Origin of the sequence: Streptomyces sp. NPDC058008, assembly GCF_042886395.1 — a bacterium.
Classification (GTDB): Bacteria; Actinomycetota; Actinomycetes; order Streptomycetales; family Streptomycetaceae; genus Streptomyces.
Genome location: NZ_JBHVQX010000006.1, coordinates 159,902 through 173,419 on the forward strand (window position 1 = coordinate 159,902; position 13,518 = coordinate 173,419).

A 13,518-nucleotide genomic window follows, 5' to 3' on the forward strand; every position below is an offset into this window, starting at 1 on the left:
TCGGCCTCGACGGGCCGTCAGCCGTGCACGCCCGCACGGTACTTGGGGAAACGCAGGGTGATCTTCATGCCGGCTCCCACACCGGTCTCGATGACGAGGCCGTAGTCGTCGCCGTACACCTGCCGGAGCCGCTCGTCCACGTTGAGCAGGCCGATGCCGGTGGAGGCGCCGCCCTCGCCCCGCAGAATCTGGCGCAGGCGCTCCGGCTCCATCCCGGTGCCGTCGTCCTCGATGACGACCTCGGCCTCGGCGCCCGCGTCCAGTGCGCTGATCGTGACCCGGATCGGCGCGTCGCCCGCCCGGACGGCTCCGCGTGGCCGGGCGAGGGTCACGGCGCCCTCCAGTCCGTGCTTGACGGCGTTCTCGACCAGGGGCTGGAGGCAGAGGAACGGGAGGGAGACGGGAAGCACCTCGGGGGCGACCTGGAGTGTGACGGACAGCCGCTCGCCGAAGCGTGCGCGTACCAGCGCCAGGTACTGGTCGATGGAGTGGAGTTCGTCGGCCAGGGTGGTGAACTCCCCGTGCCGCCGGAAGGAGTAGCGGGTGAAGTCGGCGAACTCCAGCAGCAGTTCACGTGCCCGCTCCGGATCGGTCCTGACGAACGAGGCGATGGCGGCGAGTGAGTTGAAGATGAAGTGGGGGGAGATCTGGGCCCTCAGCGCCTTGATCTCGGCCTCGATGAGCTGTGTGCGCGACCGGTCGAGCTCGGCGAGTTCCAGTTGTACGCAGACCCAGCGGGCCACCTCCCCGGCGGCCCTGGCCAGCACCGCCGATTCACGCGGGGCGTAGGCGACGAGGGTGCCGAGCACCCGGTGGTCCACCGTCAGGGGGACGGCGACGGCCCAGCGCAACGGGCAGTCCAGGTCGCCGCAGTCGCTGTGGAAGGCGGTGTCCCTGCCGCTGGCGAGCAGCCCCTCGACCTGGTGCATCACGTCCTTGCCGTGGTGGTCCCCCTCACCGTCCCAGACCAGTACCCGCTCGCGGTCGGTGAGGCACAGGGCGTCGGTGCCCAGCAGCGAGCGCAGCCCGCGTGCCGATCTGCGGGCGCTCTCCTCGGTGAGTCCGGCGCGCAGCGGGGGTGCCGCGAGGGAGGCCGTGTGCAGGGTCTCGAAGGTGGCGTGCTCGACGGGCGTGCCGACGTCGCTGCCGCGTACGGGGCGGGCGGTGCGGCCCAGGAGGAAGCCGGTGCCGAACAGCAGCAGCACGAGCACGGTGATGACGGCGATCCCCGCCCCGGTCACCGCGGGCGCCCCGAGGTCAGCGCTTCGGGCAGGTGGAAGCGGGTCATGGCCGCGTTGGTGCCCGGCGGTATCCGTCCGGGGGTGGCCAGCGAGACCAGGATCATCGCGAGGAAGCCGACCGGTACGGACCAGACGGCGGGCCAGGCCAGCAGGGCGTGCGGCCAGCCCGGCGGGCGTACGGCGCCGCTGACGGTGATGGCGACGGACAGCAGCGCGGACCCGCCGCCGAGCAGCAGTCCCGCGATGGCGCCCGGCGGGGTGAGCCGCCGCCACCAGATGCCCAGGACGAGCAGCGGGCAGAAGGACGACGCGGAGACCGCGAAGGCCATCCCGACGGCGTCGGCCACCGGCACCCGGCTCACCACCAGCGAGCCGGCCAGCGGCACGGCGATGGCCAGGACGGTGGCCAGCCGGAAGTGCCGTACGCCCCGCGAGGGCAGGACGTCCTGGGTGATGACTCCGGCGACGGCCATGGTGAGCCCCGACGCCGTGGACAGGAACGCGGCGAACGCCCCGCCCGCCAGGAGGGCCGCGAGGAGGTCACCGCCGAGTCCGCCGATCACCCGGGCGGGCAGCAGCAGCACGGCGGCGTCGGCCTCCTCACCGTGCATGAGTTCGGGCGCGTACAGCCGGCCGAGGGCCCCGTACACCGGGGGCAGCAGGTAGAAGAGTCCGACCAGGGCGAGGACGGCGACGGTGGTGCGGCGGGCGTCGCGGCCGTTGGGGCTGGTGTAGAAGCGGACCACCACGTGCGGCAGCCCCATGGTGCCGAGGAAGGTGGCCACGATCAGTCCGTACGTCGCGTAGAGCGGATGGTCGGCGCGGAAGACGGAGATCTGCTCCTCGAAGCTGACGCGGGGGCGCCCGTCGCCCTGCCAGGCGAGCACGAGGAAGATCGCGGGCACCAGGAGGGCGGTGAGTTTCAGCCAGTACTGGAACACCTGGACGAAGGTGATCGAGCGCATCCCGCCCGCGGCGACGGCCACCACGACGACGGAGGCGACGAGTACGTCACCGAGCCAGCCGGGCGCGCCCGTGAGGATCTTCAGGGTCAGGCCGGCTCCCTGGAGCTGCGGCACGAGGTAGACCCAGCCGGCGCCGACGACGAACACGCTGACCAGTCGGCGCACCTGCCGCGACTCGAGCCGGCCTTCGGCGAAGTCGGGGAGCGTGTACGCGCCGGACCGGCGCAGCGGGGCCGCGACGAAGACCAGCAGCACGAGGTATCCGGCGGTGTAGCCGACCGGGTACCAGAGCATGTCGGGCCCGTGCACGAGCACCAGTCCGGCGATGCCGAGGAAGGAGGCGGCGGAGAGGTACTCGCCGCTGATCGCCGCGGCGTTGAGTCTCGGCCGCACGGTGCGCGAGGCGACGTAGAAGTCGGAGGTGGTGCGGGAGATGCGCAGCCCGAACCCGCCGACGAGGACGGTGGCCAGGACGACGAGGGCGACGGCCACCACCGCTGCCGGGTGGCCGGGTGCGCTCACGGTGCGGGGAGGCCTTCCACGAGTCTGGCGAAGTCCCGCTCGTTGCGCTCCGCCCGGCGCACGTACCACCAGGCGGCCAGGGTGAGCGGCGGGTACGTGGCGAAGCCGAGGACCGCCCAGACGAGGGCGTTGCTGTGCAGCGCCTCGAAGACCAGGGGCAGGGTGCCGGCGACGAGGGCGAGCACGGCGAAGACGGTGAGTCCGGCGCGGAGCTGGCCGCGCATCAGCGAGCGGACGTAGGCGCCGCCGAGGGCGGTCTGCTCGTCGATCTCGGACTGGGCGCGGTAGCGGGGCAGCGGACGCACCCGCCGGGGCTCGCCCATGACCACCTCGCGCCGGGGCGTGCTCTCTGTGGGCATGGGCCCGGAGTGTAGGCGGCACAGGGCCCGGCTGGGAAGTGCCGCACCCCGGTAGCGCCAGGTCAGCGGCCGGTCTGGCGCATCAGGAGATCGCGGACGGCACGGGTGTGACGACGGCTCACCGCGAGTTCGGCGTCCCCGATCCGGACGCTCATGCTGCCCGCGTCGAGCCGGAGTTCGTCGATCCGGCCCAGGGCCACGAGATGGCGGCGGTGGATGCGTACGAATCCCCGGGAGCGCCAGCGCTCCTCCAGCGTGGTGAGCGGGATCCGGACGAGGTGGCTGCCGGTCGCGGTGTGCAGCCGGGCGTAGTCCCCCTGGGCCTCGGCGTAGGCGATGTCCTCGACGGGCACGAAGCGGATGACCCCGCCCAGCTCCACCGCGACCTGGTCGGCGGCCGTGTCGTGGACGGACGCCGTGCGCTCACCGACCTGTTCGGCGACCCGGCGGACCGCTTCGGCCAGCCGCTCGCGGCGGACGGGCTTGAGGACGTAGTCGACGGCCTTGAGGTCGAAGGCGTGGACGGCGAAGCCCTCGTGGGCGGTGACGAAGACGATGAGCGGGGGCGCGGCGAACCCGGCCAGCAGCTGGGCGACGTCGAGGCCGGTCAGCCCCGCCATGTGGATGTCCAGGAACACGACGTCGATCGCCGAGGGGTCCTCGGGTCCCGCGTCCACGGCACCCCCGATGCGGCGCAGCGCCTCGGTGGCGCCGGTGGCGCCCTCGGCGCTGCGGATGCGGGGGTCGGCGCGCAGGAGGTAGAGGAGTTCCTCCAGGGCGGGTTCTTCGTCGTCGACGGCGAGTACGCGCAGCATGAGGCCGGAGTTTAGGGGCTTCGGCGGGGTGATGGCGTACGTGGTGCGCAGGTGCGTCCCACCGGTGGGATCAGCGCCCCGCCGGGCCCTGCCGCCGGACCGGGGGCCCGCGCGGCGGGCTTCCGGCACGGCTGTCGGTGTGGTGCGCGCGGGCGCTACTTGAGCAGCCGGGACAGCCTGCGGTCGGCGAGTGGCTTGCCACCGGTCTGGCAGGTGGGGCAGTACTGCAGGGACGAGTCGCTGAACGACACCTCCAGCACGGTGTCACCGCAGACCGGGCAGGGCTGGCCGGCGCGTCCGTGCACCCGCATGCTGCTCCTCTTCTCGGCCTTGAGCCGCCCCGCCGCGACCCCACGGGAGCGTTCGACCGCGTCCTGGAGCGTGGTGCGCAGGGCGTCGTGGAGATGGGTGATGTCGTCGTCGCCCAGGCTGGTGGTGAGCTTGAACGGTGACATCTTCGCGACGTGCAGGATCTCGTCGCTGTAGGCGTTGCCGATGCCGGCGATCAGCGACTGGTCGCGCAGGGCTCCCTTGACCTGTCTGCGGGCCCCGCCGAGCACCGCAGCGAACGCGTCGCGGTCGAAGGAGTCGGCGAGCGGGTCGGGCCCGAGGCGTGCCACCCCGGGGACGTCCTCCGGATCGCGCACCAGGTGGACCGCCAGGCGCTTGGTGGTGCCCGCCTCCGTGAGGTCGAAGCCGTCGCCTCCGGTGAGGACCGTACGCAGGGCGAGCGGGCCCTTGCCGGGCCGCGGCGGGGCCGCGGGGAAGGAGTCCTTCCACCGGAGCCAGCCGGCCCGGGCCAGGTGGATGAGCAGGTGGAGCTCTCCCGCCGTGATGTCGAGGAACTTCCCGTGCCGGGTCACGGAGGTGACCGTGGTGCCTTCCAGCTGTGCGAGCGGCGGGTCGTAGGTCTTCAGGACGCTGATCGCGAGCGGCACGACACGGGCGATCTCCCTGCCGACCAGATGGTCGTCGAGGAAGTCCCGCAGGGCTTCGACTTCCGGCAGTTCGGGCATGCCTCCAGCCTGCCGCACGGGCTCCGCGTGTGCCCGCCGGGTGCGGCGGCAGCTGTTCGGACGGCGGGCCCCTCCAGCAGGTGGACCCGCCGCGCCGTGCGGCACGTGTTCGGACGGCGGGCTCCTCCAGCCGGTGGACCCGCCGCGCGGTGCGGCACGTGTTCAGACTGGGGGCTCCTCCAGCCGGTAGACCCGCCGCGCGGTGCCGGCGAGGACCGACCGCTGCCCGTCCTCGCCCAGCCGGCCGGTCAGCTCGCGCGTCGCGTCCAGGACGTCGGCGTACCCGGCGGCGAGCCGGCAGACGGGCCAGTCGGAGCCGAACATGACGCGGTCCGGTCCGAAGGCGTCGATGACCGTGTCCGCGTACGGGCGGAGATCCTCGACGGTCCAGGACCGCGGGTCCGCCTCGGTGACCAGGCCGGAGAGTTTGCAGACGGTGTTGGGCAGCGCGGCGAGGGCCCGCACGCCGTCGGCCCAGGGCCGGGTCGTACGCCGTGCCACCGGGGGTTTTCCGGCGTGGTCGAGCACGAAGGTCAGCTCCGGCACGAGCGCGGCCGCGCGGACGGCGGCGGGCAGCTGGTGGGGCAGGACGATCAGGTCGTAGACGAGTCCGGCGGCGGCGACGGCCCGCAGCCCGCGCAGGACGTCGGGGCGCAGCAGCCATTCCGGGTCGGGTTCGCCCTGGACCTGGTGGCGGATGCCCTTGAGCCGGCCGCCGCCGGGCAGGGAGCGGAGCCGGGCGAGGGCGTCGGCGATGTGCGGTGCGGTCAGGTCGGTCCAGCCGACGACAGCGGCGACGAGGTCGCTCCCGTCGGCGAGGGCCAGGAACTCGGGGGTCTCCTCGGCGACCGTGACCGTCTGGACCAGGACGGTGGCGGCCACCCCGGCGGCGCGGGCCTCGGGCTCCAGGTCGGCGAGGGTGAAGGTCCGGCGGATGGGCGCGAGTTCCTCGCCGGTGATCCAGTCCTGGTCGCGCACCGCGAGGTCCCACACGTGGTGGTGGGCGTCGATGACCGGCAGGGAGGCCATGTCAGAGCAGCCCCCGTGCGCGGAGGTCGTCCCAGAGCGCGTCGGGGACGGGTGTGCGCAGCTGGGCCGCGGCGTCCCGCACCTCGTCCGGGGACCGGGTGCCCACGAGGACCCCGGCGACGGCCGGATGGCCCAGCGGATAGCGCAGTGCGGCGGCGCGCAGCGGGACACCGTGGTCTTCGGCGACGGCCCGGATGCGCAGGGCGCGGTCCAGGAGGGGTGCGGGGGCCGCCGCGTAGTCGTAGGTCGCGCCGGGGCGCGGGTCGGCGAGCAGCCCGGAGTTGAAGACACCTCCGACGATGACGCCGCGGCCCCGGGCCGCGGCCTCCGGCAGCAGGGTGTCGAGTGCGCTGTGGTCGAGGAGGGTGAAGCGGCCGGCGCAGAGGACGACGTCGACGTCGGTCTCGCGCAGGAAGCGGGTGAGCATGGCGGTCTGGTTCATGCCTGCGCCGATGGCGCCGACCATGCCCTCCGCGCGTAGTTTCTCCAGCGCCGGGTAGCCCTCGCGGAAGGCGGCTTCCGCGTGGTCGTCGGGGTCGTGCAGGTGGACGACGTCGATCCGGTCGAGGCCCAGGCGTCCGAGGCTGTCCTCGATGCTCCGGCGGATGCCGTCGGCGCTGAAGTCCCAGCGGCGCCGGTGGGTGTGCGGTACGGCGAATCCGTCGGACAGGCCGTTCAGGGCCGCCGTCTCGGCGGGGGACAGCGGGTCGAGCAGCCGCCCCGCCTTCGTGGCCACGGTGTACGCGTCCCGGGGCCGGTGGCGCAGGGCGTCGCCGAGGCGGCGCTCGGAGAGGCCGAGGCCGTAGTGCGGTGCGGTGTCGAAGTGGCGTACGCCCTCGTCCCAGGCCGCGTCGACCGCGGCGGCGGCCCGGGCGGGGTCGACCTCGGTGAAGAGATTCCCGATGGCCGCTGCCCCGAAGGAGAGTTCGGTGATCTCGACCGCGCTGCGTCCGAGTCTGTTGCGCCGCATGCCTGTGCCGCCCCCGCCGGTGATCCCTGATGGTCCGTACAGGACTATTCATCGGATCAATCGGCCGCGTCAACAGGATGCGGCGGATCGGCCCTCAGGCGGGCGCAGGCACCGTGGGCACGAGTGCGTGCAGGTCACGCAGCTCCGCCCGGACCGCGGCGGCCAGCCGGTCGAGATCCGGCAGCGCCTTCCCGTCCGCGACCAGTCCGACCTGCACGCGTCCGCCGTAGGTGGACAGGGCCACGGCCAGCGACTGCCCGCGGGCCAGCGGTGCCATCGGGTAGACGGCGCGCAGCGGGCACCCGCCGAGCGAGAGGGCCGAGCGGGGCAGCGGCACGCTGGTGACCAGGACGTCGAAGAGCATCCGGGCGGCGTTCCCCGCCAGCGGCGCTCCGAACCGGTGGGCCAGCGCGGGCAGTTGGTCGGCCAGTACGGCGACGGCACCGGCGCCGCGCAGTGGCCCGGCCGCCTTGTTGCGGTCCATGCCCGTACGCACGAGGCGCAGCCGTTCACGGGCGTCGGGCTCGCCGACGGGCAGGCCGAGGAGGTAGGCGGAGAGCCTGTTGCCGGGGGCCGCGCCGCCGGGCCGCCGCCGGGAGACCGGGACCAGGGCGCGCGGGTCGGCGCCGGGGAGCGGCTCGCCCCGTTCGAGCATCCAGCGGCGCAGCGCACCGGCCACGACGGCGAGCAGCACGTCGTTGGCCGTGCCGCCCTCGGCCCGCCGGACGCGTTGCACCGCTTCCGCGTCGAGTTCGGCGGTGGCGAGCCGGCGCGTGCCGCTGGAGCGTGCCGCCAGGGCCGTGGTGGCGCGCAGGTCGAGCCGGCTGGCGCGTACGACCGAGGCGCCGACGCCGAGCGCCCGGCCGACCTCCCCGAGCCGGCCCATCGCCAGGCCGGCCACCTCGTGCGGGCGGGGCAGCCAGGAGCGGTGCGGCACGGGGCTCCGGCGGCGGACCGTGCCGTGGCCGGCGGTGGCGATCTGGTCGAAGATGCCGGCGCCGATGGCGACGGCCCGCATCCCGTCGGCGAGCGCGTGGTGGAGCTTGACGAGTACGGCGAACGGACCGTCACCCGAGCTGTCGAGGAGGTACATCTGCCAGGGCGGCAGGCCCCTGCCGAGCGGCTGCTCCATGAGTTCACCGGCGAGCCGGGTGGCCTGTGCCAGGAAGTCCCCGCCGGGGAGCACGATCCGTCTGACGTGCCGCTGCACGTCGAAGTCCTGGTCGGTGAACCAGGCCGCGCCGCCGACGGGGAGCAGGACGTCGCGGACCCGCATCCGCAGCCGGGGGATGGCGGCGGCCCGGGTTCCGAGCAGGGCGAGCAGGGCGCCGGGGGCCGTTCCGGGTACGGGGTCGAAGACCGCGAGTGCGCCGAGGTGCATCGGATGGGCCTCGGATTCGAGGTGCCAGAAAGCCAGATCTAGAGGTGCCAGAAGCTCGGTACTCAACGGGGCCTCGCGTCGTCGACAACGGAACGGCGGGATCGCAGTCAATCCCGCAGCGTCAGTTACGGTCAAGTATGGACATGTTACGTACTGTTACAGTCTTGCGCGGCCTCGGCCACCGCGCTACCGGCGCTCCGGGACGAGGAATTCGCACCACACGCACTTGCCGTTGCCCCGGGGCTCCACTCCCCAGACGTCGGCCAGCCGGTCGACGAGCATGAGCCCGCGGCCCGAGACGCCGGACTCCCCCGCGTCCCTTCGGCGGGGCAGCGCGCTGGAGCGGTCCTCCACGTCGACGCGGAGGCGGCGTTCGGGTCCGGTGAGCACCCGGATGGTGACGATGGCACCGCCGTCGGTGTGCATCAGCGCGTTGGTGATCAGCTCGTCGGCCGCGAGCTCGACGTCGTCGGCCCGGCCCTTCGCCCCCCAGGCGCGCACCGCCGCCCGGATCATGTGACGGGCGGCGGTCAGGGCCTCCGGGTCGTTCTGCGCGACGTGCTGCTGGAGCCGGCCGCCCGGGTGCGGGGCGTGGGCCGCGTTCCGGCGCAGCAGGAGCACCGCCATGTCGTCCTCACCGCCGCGTTCGTCGACGACCTCGCAGAGCCGGTCGGCCAGCTTCTGGAGGTCCTGGGGCCCGTCCGTCACCGTCGCCGCGAGCAGGCGCATCCCGTCGTCGAGGTCGGTGCCCGGCAGCTCCACCATCCCGTCGGTGTAGAGGATCAGCGTCTGGCCCGGGTCGAGATCGACGGTGGTGACCGGGTAGTCGAGCTGCCCGAACTCCGCGGAGAGACCCAGCGGCAGCCCGCCGTCGACCGGCAGCCTGCGACAGCTCCCGTCGCTGCCGCGCAGGGCCGGGTCGATGTGCCCGGCCCTGACCAGCTGCACCACTCCGGTGGTCAGGTCCGCCTCGGCGTAGGTGCAGGTCGCGAAGCGGTCGGTGTCGAGTTCGTGGAGGAAGACCGAGGCCCGCGCGACGACCGTGGCCGGGCTGTGCCCTTCGGCGGCGTAGGCCCGCAGCACGATCCTGAGCTGTCCCATGACGGCCGCCGCGTGCGTGTCGTGCCCCTGGACGTCACCGATGACGGCGCCGACCCGGCCGCCGGGCAGCGGGATGACGTCGTACCAGTCGCCGCCGATGTCCCTGCCGAGCCGCGCCGAGCGGTAGCGGACCGCGACCCGGGCCCCGGGCACGTCGGGGATCCGGCGCGGCAGCATCGCCTGCTGGAGCCCCTCGGCGAGGTCGTGCTCCTGCTCGTAGAGCATGGCGCGCTGGAGGCTCTGGGCGATCGAACTCCCCAGGGCGACCAGCAGGTTCCGCTCGTCGCCGGTGAAGCCCGCCTTGTTGCCGTAGAGGAGCCCGAGCGCGCCGATCGGGCGGGCCTGGGCGATCAGCGGCAGGTAGGCGGCGGCCGTGATGCCCAGGTGGCCGATGTGGGGCCACAGGATCGGGTACGAGGTCGCGAAGTCCTCAGGCGTCTCGATGAAGCGCGGCGTGAGGGTGCGGATCACCTCGCTCATCGGATAGGGCTCGTCCGTCCGGGTGTAGCGGGTGCCCTGCACGTACGCGCCTTCCGGGCCGTCCGCCACGAGGTGGATCCGCCCGGACTCGAGGAGTCCCATGACGAGGCTGGTGGCGCCCAGGTTGGCCAGGCCCCGGGAGCTCTTCAGCACGTCGGTGACGTCCTTGACCGTCCGGGCGTGGGCCAGGGCCGCCGTCGTTCCCTCGACCAGGCTGGTCCGGCGCCGGCGCTCCTCGTCCACGGTCCTGCGGGCGGCGGACTCGGCCAGCTCCTGGGTGGCGTCCCGGACGATCCCGATGATGCGGCGCGGCCGCCCGGTGCCGTCACGGCGGATGAAGCCCTGGGTGTGGGTCCAGCAGAGGGAACCGTCCCGCCGTGTCCTGCGGAAGTACGCGCCGTAGTTGCTGCGGCCGCTCTTGAGCGCCTGCGAGACCATGTCGTCGAGCCTGATCGCCTCGTCGGCCGGGACGCGCCGCGCGAGGCTCTCCGGCCGGCCGTCGTAGTCGCCGGGGCTCAGGTCGAACACGTCGAGCGCGGGCTCGTCCATGTGCATGAGGCCGGTGTCGAGATCCCAGTCGAAGCTGCCCATTCGGTTCAGGGCGAGACTGAGGTCCGGGTGGGCGGGCCAGTCGTCCGGGAGTGACAGGGCACCCGCTACCCGATCATCCATGCGCCACACTCTGCCACGATTTGTCCGGTTACTCGACCGATCCGGCTTCTTGAACGCGTTCAAGAAGCCCTCTATGCTCGGCCCCATGAATTGAACGTGTTCAATTCATGGGGATCCTCGGACGGGGGTGGGCGCGATGTCCCTGCTGGTCGGCCTGATCGTGATGCTGGGCATGCTGGTCGTCGTCCCGTTGGGCCTGGGGCTCGTCGGCGACCCCGCGCTCGACCGGATACGGCGCTGGTGGCCGCTGTTCGCGGTGCCCGGCGCCGTGTCCCTGTGGCTGCCACGCGGCACCGCCGCCACCTTGCTCGCCCTCTGCTACGCGCTGGGGACGCTGCTCCTCGCCTGCCACGCTCCCCCGCGCCTCGCCCGTACGCGCAGCGCCCGCCCGGCGGAGGCCGCCCTGCTCACCGCGCTCGTCGCCCCGTCGGTCGCCGCCCTCGCCCTGGTCGCCGAACGCTCCGGCCACGAACTCCTCGGGTTCGGGCTCGGCATCCTGGCGCTGACCGTGCCCCACTTCCACTTCGCCGGTTTCGCCGCCGCTCTCGTCGCCGGCCTCGTCTGCCGGGCGGAGGACGGCGCGGCAGGCAGGTTCGCCGCCCTGAGCGTGCCCGCGGGCACGCTGCTCGTCCTCGTCGGCTACTTCACCGGGGAGCTGACCGAGCTGGCCGGAGCGGTCGTGCTCACCGCCGGGATGTGGACGGTCGCCCTCCTGACCCGGCGCACCGTCCGCACCCTCGGACGCGACCGCCTCACCCGGGCCCTGCTCGGCACCTCGGCCGGCGTACTCGCGGTGACCATGGTTCTCGCGCTGAGCTGGGCGCTCGGCGAGGCGACCGGACTGCCGCACCCCACCCTGACCTGGATGGCCGCCACCCACGGGCTCGGCAACGCGCTGGGCTTCGCGCTCTGCGCCCTGCTCGCCCGCCGCCGGCTCCAGGACCTCACCCACCCGGAAGGCAGGACCGCATGAGCACCCTGACGTACCCCGAGGTCGGAGCCACCCGGCTCGGGCCGCTCCCGGACGGCTACAACCATCTGCACCACCGCACGGCGGTCGGCAGGGGCCGGGCCGATTTCGAGGCCGCGGGCGCCGCCGTCACCGAATGGCGCATGCACCGGGCGGCGGGGGCGCGCGTGAACGCCTCGGCCGCCAGGGCCGCCACCGGAGTCGGTGTCGAGGTGTCGGCGGGCATCGGACGGCTCCGCGTCACCGCTCCCTGCGAGATCGTCTGGACGGCGTACGAGAGCGGCCGCACCGGCTTCGCCTACGGCACCCGGGACCGGCACCCCGAAACCGGTGAGGAGAGCTTCGTCGTGGAACTGGCGGACGACGGGACCGTCTGGTTCACCGTCCTGGCGTTCTCCCGGCCCGCCTCCTGGTACGCGCGGCTGGCGGGCCCCCTCGTCCCGCTCGCCCAGCACTGGTACGCCCGCCGGCTCGGAAAGGTGCTGCGCCGGACCGTGTCGGCGGTCTGACGGGCGGGGTACGGCCGATACTGGGGGCGATGCAGTGGTTCACCGCAGACGGCTACTGGCTGAGCAGGCTGGTCTTCCAACGCTCGCTGGCCGCCGTGTACCTGGTCGCGTTCCTCGCCGCGGCGCTCCAGTTCCGGGCGCTGATCGGCTCCCGCGGCATGCTGCCCGTGCCGGAGCTGCTGCGGAACACCTCGTGGCGCGCGGCTCCGGGACTGTTCCGGCTGCACTACTCCGACCGCTTCTTCGCCCTGGTGGCCTGGACGGGGGCCGCGGTGTCGCTCGCCCTGCTGGCCGGGGCCGACGGACATCTCCCGCTGGCGGCCGCGATGGCCCTGTGGGCGGTGCCGTGGGTGCTGTACCTGTCGATCGTCCAGGTCGGCCAGGTCTGGTACGGCTTCGGCTGGGAGTCACTGCTGCTGGAGACGGGCTTCCTCGCCGTGTTCCTCGGCAACTCCGGCACCGCCGCGCCGGTCACGGTGCTGTGGCTGCTGCGCTGGCTGCTCTTCCGGGTGGAGTTCGGCGCCGGGCTCATCAAGATCCGGGGGGACGCCTGCTGGCGCAGGCTGACCTGTCTGGACTTCCACCACGAGACCCAGCCGATGCCGGGGCCCCTCAGCTGGTTCTTCCACCGGCTCCCCAGGCCCGTGCACCGGGTGGAGGCCGCCGCCAACCACGTCACCCAGCTCGTGGTGCCGTTCCTGCTCTTCGCGCCGCAGCCGGTGGCGAGCGTCGCGGCCGGGCTGATGGTCCTCACCCAGCTGTGGCTGGTGCTGTCGGGGAACTTCGCCTGGCTGAACTGGCTGACCATCGTCCTCGCGCTGGCCGCGGTCGACTGGTCGCCGATCGCCGGCCCGCCGCCCGCCCAGCAGGCGGCGCCCCTCTGGTACGAGGTGGTGGTCATCGCCGTCACGGCCCTCGTCCTGGCGCTCAGCTACCGGCCGGCGCGCAATCTCGTCTCACGCCGCCAGGTGATGAACCGGTCCTTCGACCCGCTGCACCTGGTCAACACCTACGGGGCGTTCGGGAGCATCAGCAGGGTGCGGCTGGAGGTGGTGGTCGAGGGCACCGACGAGCCGGTGGTCCACGAGGGGACGCGCTGGCTGGAATACGGCTTCCGGGGCAAGCCGGGCGACCCGCGCAGGCTGCCGCGCCAGTTCGCCCCGTACCACCTGCGGCTGGACTGGATGATGTGGTTCGCGGCGCTCTCCCCCGCGTACGCCCGGCCCTGGTTCGGGCCGTTCGTGGAGCGGCTGCTGCGGGGCGACCGGGACACCCTGCGGCTCCTGGGCCACAACCCGTTCCCGGCGGGCCCGCCCGCGCACATCCGGGCCAGGGTCTTCCACTACCGGTACACGGACCGGCGGGAACTCCGGGCCACCGGATGCTGGTGGGACCGGACCTACGTACGCGACTTCATGCGGCCGGTGGCCCGGCCCGTACCGCTCGCGCCGGACGGTCACCCGCCGGAGGGGCGCCACCCGTGAAACG

General features: G+C 73.4%; 12 protein-coding genes. 3 read left to right on the forward strand and 9 right to left on the reverse strand.

The window, feature by feature from the left end:
• Window positions 1-17: 17 nt before the first annotated feature.
• The 9 genes from ACFVS9_RS08175 to ACFVS9_RS08215 all read right to left on the reverse strand — a co-directional run bounded on the left by ACFVS9_RS08175 (window position 18) and on the right by ACFVS9_RS08215 (window position 10,551).
• A complete protein-coding gene (locus tag ACFVS9_RS08175) occupies window positions 18-1,241 on the reverse strand; it encodes a sensor histidine kinase (RefSeq protein ID WP_383113708.1) in 1,224 nt (407 codons plus the stop codon).
• A complete protein-coding gene (locus tag ACFVS9_RS08180; protein WP_383113709.1) occupies window positions 1,238-2,728 on the reverse strand; it encodes a cation acetate symporter in 1,491 nt (496 codons plus the stop codon). The genes ACFVS9_RS08175 and ACFVS9_RS08180 overlap by 4 nt, the downstream gene beginning before the upstream one ends.
• On the reverse strand, window positions 2,725-3,087 hold the full coding sequence (locus tag ACFVS9_RS08185) for a hypothetical protein (RefSeq protein ID WP_383113710.1): 363 nt from the start codon (window positions 3,085-3,087) through the stop codon (window positions 2,725-2,727). Before ACFVS9_RS08185 ends, ACFVS9_RS08180 begins: the two co-directional genes overlap by 4 nt.
• Window positions 3,088-3,149: 62 nt before the next feature.
• A complete protein-coding gene (locus ACFVS9_RS08190; RefSeq protein WP_383113711.1) occupies window positions 3,150-3,902 on the reverse strand; it encodes a LytR/AlgR family response regulator transcription factor in 753 nt (250 codons plus the stop codon).
• A gap of 155 nt (window positions 3,903-4,057) precedes the next feature.
• On the reverse strand, window positions 4,058-4,918 hold the full coding sequence (locus tag ACFVS9_RS08195) for an Fpg/Nei family DNA glycosylase (RefSeq protein WP_383113712.1): 861 nt from the start codon (window positions 4,916-4,918) through the stop codon (window positions 4,058-4,060).
• Between the two features lie 162 nt (window positions 4,919-5,080).
• Entirely contained in the window at window positions 5,081-5,947 is an 867-nt protein-coding gene (locus ACFVS9_RS08200; RefSeq protein WP_389930969.1) for an amidohydrolase family protein, read from the reverse strand.
• A 1-nt stretch (window position 5,948) separates the two neighbouring features.
• Complete coding sequence (locus ACFVS9_RS08205) at window positions 5,949-6,917, reverse strand: aldo/keto reductase (RefSeq protein ID WP_383113714.1); 969 nt, start codon at window positions 6,915-6,917, stop codon at window positions 5,949-5,951.
• Between the two features lie 94 nt (window positions 6,918-7,011).
• The gene (locus ACFVS9_RS08210) at window positions 7,012-8,364 is read right to left on the reverse strand and encodes a wax ester/triacylglycerol synthase family O-acyltransferase (RefSeq protein ID WP_383113715.1); all 1,353 of its coding nucleotides are present in this window, start codon (window positions 8,362-8,364) and stop codon (window positions 7,012-7,014) included.
• Between the two features lie 120 nt (window positions 8,365-8,484).
• Window positions 8,485-10,551 (reverse strand): SpoIIE family protein phosphatase, encoded by a 2,067-nt coding sequence (locus ACFVS9_RS08215; RefSeq protein WP_389930971.1) that lies wholly within the window; start codon window positions 10,549-10,551, stop codon window positions 8,485-8,487.
• Window positions 10,552-10,687: 136 nt separating this feature from the next.
• Here ACFVS9_RS08215 and ACFVS9_RS08220 point away from each other — a divergent pair, with 136 nt between their 5' ends.
• The 3 genes from ACFVS9_RS08220 to ACFVS9_RS08230 are packed head-to-tail and all read left to right on the forward strand — an operon-like array spanning window position 10,688 to window position 13,514.
• A complete protein-coding gene (locus ACFVS9_RS08220) occupies window positions 10,688-11,524 on the forward strand; it encodes a YndJ family protein (RefSeq protein WP_389930972.1) in 837 nt (278 codons plus the stop codon).
• Complete coding sequence (locus tag ACFVS9_RS08225) at window positions 11,521-12,030, forward strand: DUF1990 family protein (protein WP_383113717.1); 510 nt, start codon at window positions 11,521-11,523, stop codon at window positions 12,028-12,030. The genes ACFVS9_RS08220 and ACFVS9_RS08225 overlap by 4 nt, the downstream gene beginning before the upstream one ends.
• Before the next feature lie 29 nt (window positions 12,031-12,059).
• Window positions 12,060-13,514: a lipase maturation factor family protein gene (locus ACFVS9_RS08230; RefSeq protein WP_389930974.1), complete on the forward strand. Its 1,455-nt coding sequence runs from the start codon at window positions 12,060-12,062 to the stop codon at window positions 13,512-13,514.
• Window positions 13,515-13,518 lie beyond the last annotated feature (4 nt).

Coding starts and splice junctions, on each gene's coding strand:
- ACFVS9_RS08185 (WP_383113710.1), bottom strand. CDS start 3,087: ATGCCCACAGAGAGCACGCCCCGGCGCGAGGTGGTCATGGGCGAGCCC.
- ACFVS9_RS08190 (WP_383113711.1), bottom strand. CDS start 3,902: ATGCTGCGCGTACTCGCCGTCGACGACGAAGAACCCGCCCTGGAGGAA.
- ACFVS9_RS08195 (WP_383113712.1), bottom strand. CDS start 4,918: ATGCCCGAACTGCCGGAAGTCGAAGCCCTGCGGGACTTCCTCGACGAC.
- ACFVS9_RS08200 (WP_389930969.1), bottom strand. CDS start 5,947: ATGGCCTCCCTGCCGGTCATCGACGCCCACCACCACGTGTGGGACCTC.
- ACFVS9_RS08205 (WP_383113714.1), bottom strand. CDS start 6,917: ATGCGGCGCAACAGACTCGGACGCAGCGCGGTCGAGATCACCGAACTC.
- ACFVS9_RS08215 (WP_389930971.1), bottom strand. CDS start 10,551: ATGGATGATCGGGTAGCGGGTGCCCTGTCACTCCCGGACGACTGGCCC.
- ACFVS9_RS08220 (WP_389930972.1), top strand. CDS start 10,688: ATGTCCCTGCTGGTCGGCCTGATCGTGATGCTGGGCATGCTGGTCGTC.
- ACFVS9_RS08225 (WP_383113717.1), top strand. CDS start 11,521: ATGAGCACCCTGACGTACCCCGAGGTCGGAGCCACCCGGCTCGGGCCG.
- ACFVS9_RS08230 (WP_389930974.1), top strand. CDS start 12,060: ATGCAGTGGTTCACCGCAGACGGCTACTGGCTGAGCAGGCTGGTCTTC.